Genomic DNA, 17,250 nt, shown 5'->3' with positions numbered 1-17,250 from the left:
GGTGAAAAGTGGGGTACGGTGGTGGCCAGTGGGGCGGAAGGGAGCCCCCGAGCCGGAACCGGGCGGGGAGCCAACCGGATCCGGTAGGGAGGTGGAGGCCGGTGTTCCTCGGCACCCACACCCCGAAGCTGGACGACAAAGGGCGGCTCACGCTGCCCGCGAAGTTCCGCGAAGCCTTGGCAGGCGGGCTGATGGTCACCAAGGGGCAGGACCACTGTCTCTTCGTCTTCCCCCGTGCCGAGTTCGAGCAGATGGCCAGGAAGGTCGCCGAAGCCCCGTTCACGAACGAGGCGGTGCGGGCCTACCAGCGCTACCTGTTCGCCGGGACGGACGAGCAACGTCCGGACGGGCAAGGGCGCGTAGCCATCGCGCCGGAGCTGCGCCGGTACGCGGGGCTCAACAAGGAGTGCGTGGTGATCGGCGCGATCACCCGGCTCGAGATCTGGGATGCCCAGGCGTGGCAGGGCTACCTGGACGAACACGAGGACAGCTACGCACAGGCTCGGGAGGAAGTTCTGCCGGGCGTCTTCTAGGAGACGCCCTCAGCGCACCTGCGTCGTCGGGGGACGCGGGTACGCCGTTCGACGCGGATGCCGTGAGGCCTCTGTCCGCTCTTTGACCCTGGCGCACCTTCCCCGGTGCCAGGTCAGCAAGCGGGCGGGCAGGGACCTGACGGCATCCGCCGCATCTTCCCCGGAAACACTCGCGGCAGGAAGGGGGAAGACATGACGGACGAAGCCGAGCACGTTCCGGTGCTGCTGGACCGCATCGTCGAGCTGTTCGCCCCCGCATTGGCCGATCGCGACGCCGTTCTCGTCGACGCGACCGTGGGCCTCGGCGGTCATTCCGACGCGCTGCTCGCCGCGTTTCCCCGGCTCCGGCTGATCGGCCTCGACCGCGATCCCGCCGCGCTCGAGCGCTCCGCGGAGCGGCTCGCGCGGCACGGCGACCGCGTCGACCTCGTGCACACGGTCTACGACGGACTTCCCGAAGCGGTGTCCGGACTGGGACTGTCGCAAGTGGACGGAATCCTCTTCGACCTCGGCGTCTCGTCGATGCAGCTCGACCGCACCGAACGCGGGTTCGCCTATTCGCAGGACGCGCCGCTGGACATGCGGATGGATCCGACCACCGGGTTCACCGCCGCCGACGTGCTCAACACCTACGCGCCCGGCGAGCTGATCCGGATCCTGCGCGACTACGGCGAGGAACGCTTCGCGCAGCGGATCGTCCGCGCCGTGGTGGCGGAACGGGAGAAGGAACCGTTCACCCGCAGCGGAAGGCTGGTCGAACTGCTCTACTCCGCGGTGCCGGCGGCGAGCAGGCGCACCGGCGGGCATCCGGCGAAGCGCACCTTCCAGGCGCTGCGGATCGAGGTCAACGGCGAGCTGGAAGTGCTGCGCCGGGCGATGCCCGCGGCGCTGGGCGCGCTGGCGATGGACGGCCGGATCGTCGTCGAGTCCTATCAGTCCCTCGAGGACCGGCTGGTGAAGCAGGCGCTCGCGGAACTGGCGAAATCCCGGACGCCGGAAGGGCTTCCGGTCGAACTTCCCGGGCACGGGCCGGAATTGAAGCTCCTCACGCGGGGAGCGGAGAAGGCCGGCGAGAGCGAGATCGAGCACAACCCGCGGGCCGCCTCCGTGCGGCTGCGCGCAGCACAACGGATCGGAGAGCCGCGATGACCGCACCTACGAAGTCCCGCCGCTCGTCGTCGACCGCTGCGGAGCGGGCACCGCGGAACACCGTCACCGAGACGGAAGTCCCGGGGCGGCGGCGCACGACGGCCGCCGAGCGCGCGTACGCCCGGCGGGCGCAGCGGGCCGACCTGCTGCGCCAGCGCGCGCCGAAAAGGCCTGTCGCGGAACCGGAAACCGTCGTCGCGAAGACTGCGGGAACGCGGTTCAAGCTGCGCTGGCCCCGGTCGCGCGCGTCGTTCGTGCTCGTGATGATGGGGCTGCTGGCGGTCGGGGTCGCCGCGACGCTGTGGTTCACCACGCAGGCGATCGCTGATTCGTACCGGCTCGAAAAACTGCGCACGGACAGCGCTTCGCTCATGGAGACCAAGGACCGGCTGGAGCGCGAGGTCGCGAAGGCCCAGTCCCCGGCGTCTCTCGCGCCCGCGGCCAAGCAGCTGGGCATGGTGCCCGGCGGCGACCCGGCGCGCATCGTCGTCGGCAAGGACGGCAAGACGACCGTCGTCGGCGAACCGAAGAAGGCCCAGCCGGACGAGCAGGACTCGGCCGCGCCCCCGGCGCAGCCGGCCGCTCCGCCGGAGGGCGGCATCGAAGGCGACCTGTCGGGCACGCCCGCGGGGACCGCGGGAGGGCAGTGATGGCGGCAGGGGGCAACAGCCGTTCCCGGGCGGCGGGCAGCGCGCGGCGGACTTACGCCGCGGGCACCCGCCGCGCGGTCGCGAAACGGGGCAACGGCGGACAGCGCAGCCGGTTTTCCGCGGTGCGCATCATGCTGGTCGTGCTGATGGTGGTGGCGGGCGCGAAACTGGTGCAGGTGCAGTGGTTCGAGGCCCCCACGCTGTCGGCGGCGGCCGAACGGCAGCGCACGCTCACCATCGACATCCCGGCCCAGCGCGGGTCCATTGTGGACCGCAACGGCGCGAAGCTGGCGTTCAGCGTGGAAACCCGCACGCTGTCGGTGAACCTGCGGGCGCTGCACAAGACGATGGACGAGTACGCGAAGAAGTACCCGGACAAGGGCCGCAACTTCGAAACCGAGGTCGCCGGCGCGGCGAAGCTGATCGCGCAGAAGGTCCCGCACCTCACCACCGAGGCAGAACAGCTGGCGCTGCTGCACAAACAGCAGTCCTTCACCTACCTCGTCGACAACGTCGAGCCCTCCGTGGCCGACCAGATCGTCAAGAAGTACGCGTGGATCAGCGTCGAGAAGCGGGCCAAGCGCGAGTACCCGGGCGACACGCTCGCGTCGAACATCGTCGGCCTGTCGAACTGGCGGATGGACGATCCCGACGTCTCGAAGCACAACCTGCACGGCGTGATCGGGTTGGAGAAATCGCGCGACGCGGACCTGGCGGGAACGCCCGGCCGCGAGATCGTGAACACCCAGAACGGCAACGACAATCTGTACCTGCCGGGCACGGAGCACGTGCTCAACGCCGCCGTCCCGGGCTCCGACCTCGAGCTGACCATAGATTCCGACCTGCAGTTCGAACTGCAGCGCCAGCTGAGCGACTACGTCTCGAAGTCGAACGCCAAGGGCGGCCAGGCGGTCATCATGGACGCGAAGACGTCCGAGGTGTACGCGCTGGCCGACGCCAGCACGTTCAACCCGAACGACCCGTCCACGATCAAGGACGACCTGCTCAACAACCGGCCGGTCACCACGCCGTACGAACCCGGTTCGGTGAACAAGGTGATCACCGCGACCGCGGCGATCGACGACAAGATCGCCACGCCCACCTCGACGCTGGAGGTGCCGGGCTCGATCAAGATCGCCGACCGCACCGTGCACGACGCGTGGGTGCACGGCACGCAGACGTTCACCACCACCGGCGTGTTCGCGAAATCGTCCAACGTCGGCACGCTGGAGCTGGCGCAGCAAGTCGGCCCGGACCGGTATCTCGCGCTGCTGAAGAAATTCGGCATCGGGCAGAAGACCGGCATCGGCCTGCCTGGCGAGAGCTCCGGGTACGTGCCGCCGCGCAAGGACTGGTCTGCGTCCACGTTCGGCAACCTGCCGATCGGGCAGGGCCTTTCGATGACCGTGGTGCAGATGGCCGGGATGTACCAGGCGATCGCGAACGACGGCTTGCGCGTCGAGCCGCGGATCGTGAAGGCGAAGAAGAACCCGGACGGCACAGTGACGCCGGAAGCGCCGCCGAAGACCGAGCGCGTGGTGAGCCCGGAAACCGCTAAAACGGTGCGGGACATGCTGCGTTCGGTGGTGCAGAACGCGAAGAGCCCGAACTCGGGCACCGCGCCGTCGGCGGGGCTGGAGGGCTACCAGGTCTCCGGCAAGACCGGCACCGGCCAGCAGATCGACCCGCGCACCAAGGCGTACAGCTCGAGCCTGGCGAACATCACTTTCGCCGGGATCCTGCCCGCCGACCACCCGCGCTTCGTCGTCGGCATCCGGCTCGACGCGCCGGACACCACGCTGCCCGCCGGGCATTCCGCCGGGCCGCTGTTCCACACGATCGCGTCGTACCTGTCGCAGCGGTACCAGATTCCGCTGTCGGACGGTCCGTCGCCGGTGGTGCCGCTCGTCGTCGGCTGACCGCCGCGCCTTGCTAGAGGTACGTGAGGGGAACCCTGAGGGAATCAGATTCCCTCAGGGTTCCCCTCACGTACGTCTGCAGCGCCGGAACGCGCCCGTCGACCGAGGAGAACTCCGCGTACCGTCCGCGCCGCGCCCCTGCCGGGAGAAAACCCCAATGTGGCATTGGGCGCGTCCCACACACCCAATGCCACATTGGTTGCGCTCAACGCACCCAATGTGGCATTGGGGCCGCGTGCCGCGGGAAATGCGGTACCGGGAAACGCGATGCGGGCGGAGCAGGGCGCGGCGGAGCGGGGGATCGTCCACACGGGCCGGTGTGGCACTGGGGAAAGGGTTGTGCCGCAACGATCTTGACCGTCCCGCCTAGCACACTCGCGGCGGGCCCGCGCGTTCGCCGTACCGCGTTGGGTCACCCGGATCCGGCCTCGGTAACCTCTCCGGCGTGTCCGTGTCCTCGTCCCAGCCCCGAAGCGGGCCCGCTGCCGCCTCGCTGCCGGACAGCCCGGCCAAGGCCGCCGCCGCGCCGCCCCGGCCGGCCCGGATCGACCCGGTCCCGCTGGCCACTCTGCTCGCCCGTGCGGGAGCCCGGCTCATCGCCGACCGTCCCGAGGCCGCCGACCTCACCGTCACCGGCGCCACGCTGCGTGCGCAGCACGTGCTCCCCGGCGACCTGTTCGCCGGTCTTCCCGGAGCCCGCGCGCACGGAGCCGACTTCAGCGAGCAGGCGCTCGCCGCCGGAGCCGCGGCCGTCCTGACCGACCCGAGCGGGGCCGAGCGGCCCGCGCTGCGCGACGCGCCGGTGCCGGTCCTCGTGCACCCGGACCCGCGGGCCGCGCTCGGCGAGATCGCCGCGTGGATCTACGGCGAGCCGTCGCTGCACCTGTCGGTCCTCGGCGTCACCGGCACCTCCGGCAAGACCACCACCTCCTACCTGGTCGACGCGGGCCTGCGCGCCGCCGGGCGCACCACCGGCCTGATCGGCACGGTCGAGACCCGGATCGCCGGCGAGCGCCTGGCCAGCGGGTTCACCACGCCGGAGGCCCCGGACCTGCAGGCGCTGCTCGCGGTGATGCTGGAACGCGGCGTCACGCACGTGCCGATGGAGGTCTCCAGCCACGCGCTGGCGCTCGGCCGGGTCAACGGCACCCGGTTCGCGGTGGGCGCGTTCACCAACCTGTCGCAGGACCACCTCGACTTCCACAAGGACATGGAGGAGTACTTCGCCGCCAAGTCCCTGCTGTTCGACGGCCGCTCGACCACCGAGGTCGTCGTGGTCGACAGCGCGTGGGGGCAGGCGCTGCTCACTCCGCAGACGGTGACCGTGTCGATCGAAGCCGGAGCCGACGCGCTGTGGCGGGCCGCCGACATCGAGGCGACGCCGGCGGGGGAGCAGACCTTCACGCTGCTCGGGCCGGACGGGCTCAGCCGCGCGGCGAAGATCCCGCTGCCGGGCACGTTCAATGTCGCGAACGCGGTGCTCGCCGCGGCGATCCTGGACAGCGCGGGCATCGAGGCCGACGACATCGTCGCCGGGCTCGCCTCGGTGGAGGTGCCCGGCCGGATGGAGCGGGTCTACCTCGGCCAGGACTTCACCGCGGTGGTCGACTACGCGCACAAACCGGCCGCCGTGGCACAGGGCCTGGACGCCCTGCGCGCCCGCACCGACGGCCGGATCATCACCGTGCTGGGCTGCGGCGGCGACCGCGACACCGCGAAGCGCCCGATGATGGGCGAGGCCGCGGTGCGCCGCAGCGATCTCCTGATCGTCACCGACGACAACCCGCGTTCGGAGGATCCGGCCGCGATCCGCGCCGCGATGATGGCCGGGGCCCGCGCGGTCGGGCCCGCGGCGGGCGGCGAGGTCGTGGAGATCGGCGACCGGCGCGACGCGATCGCGTCCGCGGTGTCGCTCGCCAGGGCGGGGGACATCGTCCTGATCGCAGGCAAGGGCCATGAGACCGGCCAGGAGGTCCAGGGTGTGGTGCACCCGTTCTCCGACCGGGACGAGCTGGAGGCCGCCATCCGCAAGCGTCTCGAGGTGACCGCGTGATCGAGCTGAGCCTGGCCGAGATCGCCGACGTCGTCGGCGGCAGGCTGCACCGCACCGACGGATCCGCTGTCGTGACCGGCAGCGTCGAGTTCGACACCCGCGAGCTCGGTCCGGGCGGGCTGTTCATCGCCCTTCCCGGCGAGCGCGTCGACGGGCATGACTTCGCCGCGAAAGCGGTCGAGTCCGGCGCGGTCGGCGTGCTGGCCGCGCGGGAGGTCGACGCTCCGGCGATCGTCGTGCCGCCGCTGCCGCCGGGACAGGGCAACACCGGGTCGGTCGCGCTGACCGGCGACACCGACGGCTCCGGGGCCGCCGTGCTGGCCGCGCTGGCCAAGCTCGCGCGGCACGTCGTCGACCGGCTGGCGGCCGGCGGGTTGACCGTCATCGGCGTCACCGGTTCGTCCGGCAAGACCTCGACCAAGGACGTCATCGCGCAGCTGATCGAGCCGATGGGCCCGACGGTCGCGCCGCCCGGGTCGTTCAACAGCGAGCTGGGCCACCCGTGGACCGCGCTGCGGGCCGACGCCTCGACCAAGTTCCTTGTGCTGGAGATGTCCGCGCGCGGGGTCGGGCACATCGCCGAGGCAGCGGTGACCACGCCGCCTCGGATCGGTGCGGTGCTCAACGTCGGCAGCGCGCACGTCGGCGAGTTCGGCTCCCGCGAGGGCATCGCGAAGGCCAAGGGCGAGCTGGTCGAGGCGCTGCCCGAAGACGGTCTCGCGGTGCTGAACTTCGACGATCCGCTGGTCGCCGCCATGGCGAGCCGCACCAAGGCCCGCGTCGTGGGCGTGGGGGAGTCGGCCGGGGCGCAGGTCCGGGCCGCCGACATCACGGTCGACGAGGAGGCCCGCGCGTCCTTCCGGCTGATCACGCCCGAGGGCGAGGCTCCGGTGACGCTGCCGCTGCACGGCGAGCACCACGTCGGCAACGCGCTCTCCGCCGCCGCGATCGCGCGCGAGCTGGGCGCGACCACCGAGGAGATCGCGCAGCGGCTGTCGTCGCTGCAGCGGCGCTCGGAGCGCCGGATGGACGTCACCACCCGCGCGGACGGCGTCACGATCCTCAACGACTCGTACAACGCCAACCCGGAATCGGTCCGGGCCGGGCTGAAGGCGCTGGCCTCGATGAGCCGCTCCGGCCGCCGCGCGTGGGCGGTGCTCGGCGTGATGGGCGAGCTGGGCGAGGACTCGGTGACCGCGCACGACTCGATCGGGCGGCTCGTGGTCCGGCTGAACATCGAGAAGCTCGTCGTGGTCGGCCAGGACGCGGCCGCCATGCACCAGGGCGCGTTCCAGGAGGGTTCCTGGGGCGAGGAGTCGGTGCTGGTACCCGATGTCGAGGCCGCCGTCGCCGTACTGCATGATCAGCTCCGTCCCGGGGACGTGGTGCTGGTCAAGGCGTCCAAGGCCGCCGGTCTCTGGCGGGTGGCCGAAGCGCTGCTGGCCGATCCCGGGAACTCCCCCTCCACGTTGAACTCTGAACGCTCGAACGGTGGTCACGCGTGATCAACATCATGATCGCGGCCGCGGCGGGTCTGCTGGTCTCGATCCTGCTCACGCCCTACCTCATCCGGGTCTTCTCGCGGCAGGGCTTCGGCCAGGAGATCCGCGAGGAAGGCCCGCAGGGGCACAAGTCGAAGCGCGGCACGCCGACCATGGGCGGCGTCGCGATCATCACCGCGATGGTCGTCGGCTACTTCGTCGCGCACCTGATCACCTGGATCGGCAACTCGCGCGCGGCGGCGCCCTCGGCGTCCGGCCTGCTCGTGCTGATGCTCGCGGTCGGGCTCGGCCTGGTCGGCTTCCTCGACGACTTCATCAAGATCCGCAAGCAGCGCAACCTCGGGCTGAACAAGACCGCGAAGCTGGTCGGCCAGCTCGTGATCACCATCCTGTTCGCGGTGCTGTCGCTGCAGTTCAAGGACGCGCAGGGGCTGACCCCGGCGTCGCAGAGCCTGTCCTACGTCCGCGACCTGGCGCTCATCACGTTCCCGTCGGTCGTGTTCGTGATCTTCTGCTACATCGTCATCTCCGGCTGGTCGAACGCGGTGAACTTCACCGACGGCCTCGACGGGCTGGCCGGCGGCGCGGCGGCGATGGTGCTCGCGACGTACGTGGTCATCTCGTTCTGGCAGGCCCGGCTCTCCTGCTCGACCCAGCCGCTCCCGGCCTGCTACGACGTGCGGGACCCGCTCGACCTCGCCGTCGTCGCGGCGGCGGCCACCGGGGCCTGCGTCGGGTTCCTCTGGTGGAACGCCGCTCCGGCGAAGATCTTCATGGGCGACACCGGTTCGCTCGCTCTCGGCGGCCTCGTCGCCGGGCTGTCCATGACCACCCGTACCGAACTGCTCGCCATCGTCATCGGCGGCCTGTTCATGGTCGAGATGATCTCGGTGGTCACGCAGATCGCGGTCTTCCGCACGACGCGGCGGCGGCTGTTCCGGATGGCGCCGTTCCACCACCACTTCGAGCTGGCAGGGTGGGCCGAAACCACGGTGATCATCCGGTTCTGGCTGCTCTCGGCGATCTGCTGCATGTTCGGGCTCGGGCTGTTCTACAGCGAGCAGCTCAATTTCGGAGGCTGAGCCTTGCAGCTTGAGGGCAAACACGTGCTGGTCGCGGGCGCGGGCGTCACCGGGAAATCGGTCGTTCCCGTGCTGCGCGAGCTGGGCGCGCGGGTCACGGTCACCGACGGCAACGCCGAGCGGCTCGCCGAACTGGACGACCTCGGCGCCGAGCTGGTGCCCGGCCTGACCGAACCGCCCGCGGACACCGTGCTCGTGGTGACCAGCCCCGGCTGGCGGCCGACGTCTCCGCTGCTGGTCGCGGCGGCCGACGCGGGCATCGAGGTGATCGGCGACGTCGAGCTGGCGTGGCGGGTCGGGCAGCTGCGCGAGCATCCGCCCGCGTGGCTGGTGATCACCGGCACGAACGGCAAGACGACCACGGTCGGGATGCTGGAGTCGATCCTGCGCGCGGCCGGCGCGGACGCGGTGGCCTGCGGCAACGTCGGCTACCCGGTGCTGGACGCGGTCCGCGGCGGGCATCAGGTGCTGGCCGTCGAGCTGTCGAGCTTCCAGCTGCACTGGTCGTCCACGATCGCGCCGGACGCCTCGGTGGTGCTGAACCTCGCCGAGGACCACCTCGACTGGCACGGCTCGATGGAGGAGTACGCCGCGGCGAAGGGCCGCGCGCACCACCGTTCGCGCGCGGTCGTGCACAACGTCGACGACCCGTGGTCCACGCGGATCGCGGAGGAGCACGCGCCCGACGATGCCCGGCGGATCGGGTTCGTCCTCGACACCCCGCGCGCCGGAGAGCTCGGCCTGGTCGAAGACCTGCTGGTGGACCGCGCTTTCGGGGCTGACCCGGAGACGAGCGCCGAGGAACTGGCCGAGATCGCGGACGTCCGCCCGGCCGGACCGCACAACCTCGCGAACGCGCTCGCCGCGGCCGCGCTGGCCCGCGTGCATGGAGTTCCGCTCGCGGCGGTGCGGAAGGGGCTGCGCGCGTACGAGCCCGCGCCGCACCGCGCGGTGGAGGTCGCCGAGGTCGGCGGCGTCCGGTACATCAACGATTCGAAGGCCACCAACCCGCACGCCGCGCTCGGCTCGCTGCTCGCACACGAAAGCGTGGTCTGGATCGCCGGCGGGCAGCTCAAAGGCGCGTCGGTGGACGAGTTGGTCGCCGCGGTCGGCGGACGGCTGCGCGCGGCTGTCCTGCTGGGCGCCGATTCCCCCGTGATCGAAGCCGCTCTCTCGCGACACGCGCCGGATGTCCCGTGCAACCGCCTCCTTCCGGGTGACGATGAGCCCATGACTGCGGCGGTGAATGCGGCCAGCGCCCTGGCTCGTCCTGGTGACGTGGTGCTCCTCGCGCCCGCCGCCGCCTCGCTGGACATGTTCCGCGGCTACGGAGCGCGCGGCGACGCGTTCGAAGCCGCGGTGCGTGCGCTGGCCGACGGCGCGGCGGGGGCGGCGGATGACAGTCGTTGACGGAGACAAGCCCCGGCCGCGGCGCGTCCGCAAGGAAAGCCCGTTCGTCGCGCTCCGCACCGGGCTGACCGCCTGGCTTTCCCGCCCGCTCGCGTCGTTCCACCTGGTCCTCGCGCTCACCGGCATCCTCACCGTGATCGGCGCGGTGATGGTGCTGTCCGCGTCGTCGGTGGCCTCCTACAACCCGAAAACCGGCAGCGGCGTGTACGCGCTGTTCTTCCGGCACCTGATGTTCGTCGCGCTCGGCGGAATTGTGTTTTGGGTCGGCCTGCGGGTCCGCCTCGAACGGATCCGCCGGATGTCCGCGACGATGACGGTGATCTGCCTCGGCCTGCTGATGCTGGTGCTGACGCCGCTCGGGTCGACGGTGAACGGCTCGCAGGGCTGGTTCAAGCTGGGCGTGTTCACCTTCCAGCCGGTCGAGGCGGCGAAGGTGGCGCTGGCGTTCTGGGGCGCGCACATCCTGGTGATCAAGTACAGCAAGCTGCACCAGTGGCGGCACCTGCTGGTCCCGGTGGTGCCGGTGGCGCTGCTGATGTTCGCGCTGGTGATGATGCAGCCCGACCTCGGCGGCACGATCACCCTCGCGGTGGTGCTGCTCGGCCTGCTGTGGTTCGCCGGCGCGCCGAAACGGCTCTTCGGGGTGATCCTGGCCGGCGGCCTGAGCGGCGTGCTGGTGCTGGCGATCATCGCGCCCTACCGGCTCGCGCGGGTGATGTCGTTCCTGTCGCCGGACGCGGACACCTCGGCCGAGGGGTTCCAGGCGAACCAGGCCAAGCTGGCGCTCGCCGACGGCGGGCTGTTCGGCAAGGGGCTCGGGCAGGGCGCGTCGAACTGGGGCTACCTGCCGAACGTGCAGAACGACTTCATCTTCGCGCTGATCGGCGAGGAACTGGGCTTCGTGGGCTGCGCGGTGGTGCTGGCGCTGTTCGCCGGCGTCGCCGTGGTCGGCCTGCGCATCGCGACCCGCAACATCGACCCGTGGATCCGGATCGTCGCGGGCACGCTGACGGTGTTCCTCGTCGCGCAGGCGGCCATCAACATCGGCTACGTGGTCGGGCTGCTGCCGGTCACCGGCGTCACGCTGCCGCTGATCTCCTACGGCGGCACGTCGCTCGTGATCACCATGCTCATCATGGGCGTGCTGGCCAACGCCGCGCGGCACGAACCCGAGGCGGTGGCCGCACTGCGCTCGCACGGGCCGGGTAAATTCGGACGCCTGCTGCGGCTGCCCGCGCCCGATCCGTACCGCCCGCCGTCCTCCCGCAAGGGAACGCGCGCCGCGGGGAGCGGGACGAAGGCGGCCAGGCCGGCGCCGCGTGCGGCCCGGCCCGCACCGGCACAGGAACGCCGCCGGTCGGCGCGGCGGACTACAGCGAACCGCGGTGCCCGGGGCACCGCGAACCGGAGAGGTCATTGGTGAGCAAGCCCGTCAAGGGAACCGAGCGTTCGGCAGCGGGCCGGGCGCCGGTCGTCGTGGTCGCAGGCGGGGGCACCGCCGGGCACATCGAGCCCGCGCTCGCGCTGGCGGACGCCGTGAAGCGGCTGCGCCCGGACGCCGAAGTGGTCGCTCTCGGCACGGAACGCGGCCTGGAGAACAAGCTCGTGCCCGCGCGCGGGTACCCGCTGGAGCTGATCCCGCCGGTCCCGATGCCGCGCAAGCCGACGCCGGAACTGCTCCGGCTGCCGCTGAAGGTGCGCGATTCGGTCCGCCGCACCCGCGAGGTGCTCGACCGGGTGCACGCGGACGTCGTGGTCGGCTTCGGCGGCTACGTCGCGCTGCCGGCGTACCTCGCCGCGCGCGGCCGCACGCCGATCGTGGTGCACGAGGCGAACAAGTCGGCCGGGCTGGCCAACAAGGTCGGCGCCCGGTTCGCGTCCCGCGTCGCGGTCGCCGTGCCGGGCACGCCGCTGCCGAAGGCCGAGGTGGTCGGCATTCCGCTGCGCCGCTCGATCACGACGCTGGACCGGGCCGCGCTGCGGGCGCAGGCGCGCGAGTTCTTCGAGCTGGACCCGGACGCGCCGACGCTGCTGGTGTTCGGCGGCTCGCAGGGCGCGGCGTCGATCAACTCCGCGATTTCCGGCGCGGCGAAGGACTTCGCCGAGGCGGGCGTCGGCGTGCTGCACGCCCACGGCCCGAAGAATTCCCTTGTGGTGCAAGAGTTTCCCGGCCGCCCGCCGTACGTGCCGGTGCCGTACCTGGAGCGGATGGACCTGGCCTACGCCGCGGCGGACGCGGTGGTGTGCCGGTCCGGCGCGATGACCGCGGCCGAGGTGTCCGCGGTCGGGCTGCCCGCGGTGTTCGTCCCGCTGCCGCACGGCAACGGCGAACAGGCGGTCAACGCCCAGCCCGCGGTCGACGCCGGTGCGGCGCTGATGGTCGCCGACGCCGACCTCACCGCGGAAAAGGTCGCCGAGCTGGTGATCCCGCTGGTGACCGACGCCGACCGGGTCGCGCAGATGAGCGCCGCCGCGGTCGGGCTCGGCCACCGAGAGGCCGACGAGACCCTCGCCCGCATCGTTTTGGAGGCCGCCGGTGCCTGACACGCCCGAACTGCCCGCGCAGCTGCGCCGGGCGCACCTGATCGGGATCGGCGGGGCCGGGATGTCCGGCATCGCGCGGATCCTGCTCGCCCGCGGCGCGGCCGTGTCCGGGTCGGACGCCAAGGAATCGCGCGCGCTGCTTTCGCTGCGCGCGCAGGGCGCGACCCTGTTCGTCGGCCAGAAGGCGGAAAACCTCGGCGAGCTGGCCGAACCGCCGTCGGCCGTCGTGGTGTCGACCGCGATCAAGGAGACCAACCCGGAACTCGCCGCGGCCCGCGAGCGCGGCATCCCGGTGCTGCACCGCGCGCAGGCGCTGGCCGGGCTGATGGCCGGGCACCGCGTCGCGTGCATCGCGGGAACGCACGGCAAGACGTCGACCACGTCGATGCTCACCGTGGCGCTGCAGAACTGCCGGATGGACCCGTCGTTCGCGATCGGCGGCGACCTCAACGAATCCGGGGCCAACGCGCACCACGGCGAGGGCGGCGTGTTCGTCGCGGAAGCCGACGAGAGCGACGGTTCCTTCCTCACCTACGCGCCGTCGGTGGCGGTGGTGACGAACGTCGAGCCCGATCACCTCGACCACCACGGCACCGCCGAGGCGTACGTGAAGGTGTTCAGCGATTTCGTCGGCCAGATCGAGCCGGGCGGGCTGCTGATCGTGTGCGCCGACGACGAGGGCGCGGCCCGGCTGGGCGACGAGGCCGCCGCCGCCGGAGTGCGGGTGCGCCGTTACGGCCGCGCCGCTTCCGGCGAGGGCGACGTGCGCGTGCTCGACTACACGCCCGCGCCGGACGGCGGCGTTGTGCGAGTCGCGCTGGACGGCGGAGAACACGACCTCCGCGTCGCGGTGCCGGGCGAGCACATGGCGCTCAACGCGGTTGCCGCGCTGCTCGCCGGGCTCGAACTCGGCGCGCCGCTGGACGGCATGGCCGCCGGGCTCGCCGCGTTCGGCGGGGTCCGCCGCCGGTTCGAGTTCAAGGGCCGCGCGGGCGACGTCCGCGTGTACGACGACTACGCGCACCACCCGACCGAGGTGGCCGCGCAGCTGCGCGCGGTGCGTACCGCGGCGGGCAACGGACGCGTCGTCGTGGTGTTCCAGCCGCACCTGTTCTCGCGCACGCAGACCTTCGCTGCCGAGTTCGCCGAGGCGTTGTCGCTGGCCGACGAGGTCGTGGTGCTCGACGTGTTCGGCGCGCGCGAGGAGCCGGTGCCGGGCGTGACCGGCGCGCTGATCGCCGACCGCGTCACCGTGCCGGTGCACTACCAGCCCGCTTTCGACGTGGCCGCCGGCCTGGTCGCGGACCTCGTGCGGCCGGGCGATCTCGCGATCACCATGGGCGCGGGCGACGTGACGCAGCTGGGCCCGGAGATCCTGGCCGAGCTGGACCGGAGGGCCGGACGAGCATGACCGGGACCCGGCAGCAGCGCCGTCGCTCGCCCGCGCCTCGCGCGGGCGAGGAGCAGCGTGCTGCCCTGGCCCGGGAACGACGCGGGCGGCGGACCGAGGAGGAACGCCAGCGCACCCGCGCCCGGACCGCCGCGCGTTCGGGCCGTTCAGCTCGCTCTGCGCGGGCGTCCGCGCGGAAGTCCCGGCCGACTCGGGGCCAGGAGATCCGCCGCCGCTGGGTGGCGCTGCTGTCCGTGGTCACCCTGCTGGCGCTGGGGTACCTGCTGTTCTTCAGTTCGCTGCTCTCGGTGAAGACGATCGAGGTGCAGGGCGCGAAAACCGTGTCGGTGGACCAGATCCGCGCGACCGCCGCGGTGCCGGCCGGGCAGCCGATGCTGCGGGCGGACGTCGACGGCATCCGCGACCGGGTGGCGCAGATGCCGGGAATCGCGACGGTCGATGTGTCCCGGTCGTGGCCGACGACGCTGGAGATCGCGGTGACTGAGCGGACCGCGATCGCGTTCTTCGACAGCGGTCCCGGTGGCGACGGGGTGCATCTCGTCGACGGCGGCGGGGTCGTGTTCAAGACGGTGAAGACCCGTCCGGTCGGGTTGCCGGAGCTGAAGCTGCCGAAGGTGTCGGTGGATGACCCGGTCACCCGTGCGGTTACTGCGGTGCTCGGGGTGTTGCCGGAGCAGTTGCTGAAGCAGACGAAGACGGTCACTGCGCAGACCCCGGCGAGTGTCGAGTTCACGCTTTCTACCGGCAAGACCGTGCGGTGGGGGAACGCGGAGAACACCGATCGCAAGGCGAAGGTGCTGGCTGCGTTGCTGACGCAGCAGGGGAAGATCTACGACGTTTCCGCGCCGGAGTTGCCTACCATCACGTCCTAGGCCAGGTGTCCTGGCCGCTCCCTGGGGTTCGCTGGCTCTGAGTTCTCGTATGCCGTACGCTTGTCTGGTTCGTACGCCATACGAGAAGGTGGGGGCATGACGGTTCTGGTTACGGGTGCTACTGGCAATGTCGGGCGGCTGGTGGTTGACGAGCTGGTGGCTCGCGGGGTGCCGGTGCGGGCGTTGACGGTGGATCCGGAGCGGGCGGCGTTGCCTGGCGGGGTTGAGGTGGTGGTCGGGTCGCTGGCCAAGCCTTCGACTTTGCCTGCTGCGTTGGAGGGGGTTTCGGCGGTTTATCTGGCTCCTTATGCGCGGACTGTTTCCCGGTTTTGCGAGTTGGCTTCTTCAGCTGGGATTCGGCGGGTTGTCGCGTTGTCTGGGGCTAGTGTGGGGGATACGCATCCGGCTTCCAGCGGGCATGGGTTTGCTGCTGTTGAGGCCGCGGTGACTGCTGGCGGGTTTGATTGGACGTTTTTGCGGCCTGGGGCGTTTATGATCAATTCGCTGGGGTGGGCTGCTTCTGTTCGGGAGCGGGGGGAGGTTCGGTCGGTTTGCCCCTCGGCTACGCAGACGCCTATTGATTTGGGGGATATTGCTGCGGTGGCTGCTCATGTGCTGAGTACTGAGGGGCATGTGGGGCGGATTTACGAGTTGAGCGGGCCGGAGGGGGTTTCGCTTGCGGAGATGGCTGCGGCTATTGGGGTTGCGTTGGGGAAGCCGGTTCCGTTTGTGGAGTTGACTCCGGAGGAGCAGGTCGCGGAGTGGGTTGCGGCTGGGTATCCGGAGGAGATTGCTTCTTGGTTGCTGGAGATGTTTGAGTTCACTGCTTTGAATCCGCAAGCGCCTACTGGGGTTGTCGAGGAATTGCTGGGGCGGCCTGGGGTTTCTTATGCTGAGTGGGCTAAGGGGAATGTTGCTGCGTTTTCGTAAGTTTTCGGGGGCTCGTCGCCTGGCGGCGACATTGCGCCCGGTGGTTGCGTGGGGCACCCCGAAGCTTGATTGTGACTGCGCCGCGTTTTGGCTTCGTATCGGGGTGCGGGGGTGGTGTGGGTGCCTCGATAGTCGGGTGCGCTGGTGCGGCTGGGTGGCGTGGGTGCTTGGTGGGCTGGGTGCGCGGCCTGCGGTTTGGGCAGTGAGTGCGCGCGGCTGAGTGGATGGTCGCGTTGGGGTTCGCGAGGTGGGGCTGGGCAGCGCCCCAATGTGGCGTTGGGTGCATCTGACGCACCGAATGCCGCGTTGGGTGCGTGGGATGCACCGAATGCCGCGTTGGGTGCGTGGGATGCACCGAATGCCGCGTTGGGTGCGTGGGATGCACCGAATGCCGCGTTGGGTGCATCGTGGCAGTGGCGGTGGTCCGTGAAGGGGCCCTTGAGGGAATCTAAGTCCGTGAAGGAGCCCCTCGCGGCGACCGGAACGTGCGAGTGGGTCGTGAGGGGAACCCTCAGGGAATCAGATTCCCTCAGAGGGTGTTTCGAAACCCAGCGGCGTAGCCAAGCATCGGCTGTGATACGGGCGTGGCGCGGAGGCCATTGCGTGGCGGCGGGCAAGCCGCCATGTAGCACAAGGCTTCAACGACTAGCTGCCCGGGTTTCGAAACACCCTCTCAGGGTTCCCCTCATGCAACCAAGGGGGTCAGGCCAGGGCGGCGTCCAGCGTGATGGTGGTGCCGGAGAGGGCCTTGGAGACCGGGCAGGTTTGTTCGGCGGTCTTGGCCAGTTCGGCGAACTGGTCCGCGGTCACGCCGTCCAGTTTCGCGCGCAGGGTGATGGCGATGCCGCTGATTTCGAAGCCGCCACCGGTGGCCGGGCCCAGGGTGACCTCGGCGGAGACGTCGATGTAGTCGGCTTCCAGGTTTTGGGATTCCAAGACGCCGGAGAGGTTCATCGCCAGGCAGCTCGAGTGGGCGGCGGCGATGAGTTCTTCGGGGCTGGTGTGCCCGTCGGGATTGCCGGACCGGGTCGGGAAGGACACCTCGTAGGTGCCCAGGTTCGACGAGTCGAAGGTGACCTCGCCTTTGCCTTTCTGCAGTCCGCCGGTCCAGTGGGTGGTCGCGTCGCGGCTGGGCATCGCTCTCTCCTTGAATGCGGTCGGGGATGCGTACCCCCATGAAGATAGTGCGCAATTA

Annotated in this window: 14 protein-coding genes; 13 read left to right on the top strand and 1 reads right to left on the bottom strand. The window is 70.8% G+C overall.

The genetic code is table 11. From position 1 onward, the window contains the following. Window positions 1-101: 101 nt before the first annotated feature. The 13 genes from mraZ to ACWDNU_RS26575 all read left to right on the top strand — a co-directional run bounded on the left by mraZ (window position 102) and on the right by ACWDNU_RS26575 (window position 16,055). On the top strand, window positions 102-533 hold the full coding sequence (gene mraZ, locus ACWDNU_RS26635; protein ID WP_009080393.1) for a division/cell wall cluster transcriptional repressor MraZ: 432 nt from the start codon (window positions 102-104) through the stop codon (window positions 531-533). A 192-nt stretch (window positions 534-725) separates the two neighbouring features. Beyond that, a complete protein-coding gene (gene rsmH / locus ACWDNU_RS26630; RefSeq protein ID WP_370935927.1) occupies window positions 726-1,682 on the top strand; it encodes a 16S rRNA (cytosine(1402)-N(4))-methyltransferase RsmH in 957 nt (318 codons plus the stop codon). Then, entirely contained in the window at window positions 1,679-2,332 is a 654-nt protein-coding gene (locus ACWDNU_RS26625) for a hypothetical protein (protein WP_449670898.1), read from the top strand. The genes rsmH and ACWDNU_RS26625 overlap by 4 nt, the downstream gene beginning before the upstream one ends. Beyond that, the gene (locus tag ACWDNU_RS26620; RefSeq protein WP_449670897.1) at window positions 2,332-4,251 is read left to right on the top strand and encodes a peptidoglycan D,D-transpeptidase FtsI family protein; all 1,920 of its coding nucleotides are present in this window, start codon (window positions 2,332-2,334) and stop codon (window positions 4,249-4,251) included. Before ACWDNU_RS26625 ends, ACWDNU_RS26620 begins: the two co-directional genes overlap by 1 nt. 493 nt (window positions 4,252-4,744) lie before the next feature. After that, window positions 4,745-6,304, top strand: a complete 1,560-nt coding sequence (locus ACWDNU_RS26615) for a UDP-N-acetylmuramoyl-L-alanyl-D-glutamate--2,6-diaminopimelate ligase (RefSeq protein WP_449670905.1) — start codon at window positions 4,745-4,747, stop codon at window positions 6,302-6,304. Then, entirely contained in the window at window positions 6,301-7,809 is a 1,509-nt protein-coding gene (locus tag ACWDNU_RS26610) for a UDP-N-acetylmuramoyl-tripeptide--D-alanyl-D-alanine ligase (RefSeq protein ID WP_449670896.1), read from the top strand. Before ACWDNU_RS26615 ends, ACWDNU_RS26610 begins: the two co-directional genes overlap by 4 nt. After that, the gene (gene mraY / locus ACWDNU_RS26605; protein WP_449670895.1) at window positions 7,806-8,888 is read left to right on the top strand and encodes a phospho-N-acetylmuramoyl-pentapeptide-transferase; all 1,083 of its coding nucleotides are present in this window, start codon (window positions 7,806-7,808) and stop codon (window positions 8,886-8,888) included. The genes ACWDNU_RS26610 and mraY overlap by 4 nt, the downstream gene beginning before the upstream one ends. A 3-nt stretch (window positions 8,889-8,891) precedes the next feature. Further along, on the top strand, window positions 8,892-10,298 hold the full coding sequence (murD, locus tag ACWDNU_RS26600) for a UDP-N-acetylmuramoyl-L-alanine--D-glutamate ligase (RefSeq protein ID WP_449670894.1): 1,407 nt from the start codon (window positions 8,892-8,894) through the stop codon (window positions 10,296-10,298). Continuing rightward, window positions 10,285-11,721: a putative lipid II flippase FtsW gene (gene ftsW, locus ACWDNU_RS26595; protein WP_449670893.1), complete on the top strand. Its 1,437-nt coding sequence runs from the start codon at window positions 10,285-10,287 to the stop codon at window positions 11,719-11,721. Before murD ends, ftsW begins: the two co-directional genes overlap by 14 nt. Beyond that, window positions 11,718-12,842, top strand: coding sequence for an undecaprenyldiphospho-muramoylpentapeptide beta-N-acetylglucosaminyltransferase (gene murG, locus ACWDNU_RS26590; protein ID WP_370935934.1), 1,125 nt, complete (start codon window positions 11,718-11,720; stop codon window positions 12,840-12,842). The genes ftsW and murG overlap by 4 nt, the downstream gene beginning before the upstream one ends. Then, window positions 12,835-14,253: a UDP-N-acetylmuramate--L-alanine ligase gene (gene murC, locus ACWDNU_RS26585; RefSeq protein WP_449670892.1), complete on the top strand. Its 1,419-nt coding sequence runs from the start codon at window positions 12,835-12,837 to the stop codon at window positions 14,251-14,253. Before murG ends, murC begins: the two co-directional genes overlap by 8 nt. After that, the gene (locus ACWDNU_RS26580) at window positions 14,250-15,125 is read left to right on the top strand and encodes a cell division protein FtsQ/DivIB (RefSeq protein ID WP_449670891.1); all 876 of its coding nucleotides are present in this window, start codon (window positions 14,250-14,252) and stop codon (window positions 15,123-15,125) included. The genes murC and ACWDNU_RS26580 overlap by 4 nt, the downstream gene beginning before the upstream one ends. A 96-nt stretch (window positions 15,126-15,221) precedes the next feature. Further along, window positions 15,222-16,055: an NAD(P)H-binding protein gene (locus tag ACWDNU_RS26575; protein WP_449670890.1), complete on the top strand. Its 834-nt coding sequence runs from the start codon at window positions 15,222-15,224 to the stop codon at window positions 16,053-16,055. Between the two features lie 702 nt (window positions 16,056-16,757). Here the strand turns inward: ACWDNU_RS26575 and ACWDNU_RS26570 are convergent. After that, on the bottom strand, window positions 16,758-17,192 hold the full coding sequence (locus ACWDNU_RS26570) for an OsmC family peroxiredoxin (protein ID WP_449670889.1): 435 nt from the start codon (window positions 17,190-17,192) through the stop codon (window positions 16,758-16,760). Between the last annotated feature and the right edge of the window lie 58 nt (window positions 17,193-17,250).

Source organism: Amycolatopsis sp. NPDC003676 (genome assembly GCF_053587275.1).
The sequence above is the reverse complement of the archived record's forward strand: the minus strand, read 5'-3'. Positions and strand labels throughout refer to the sequence as shown.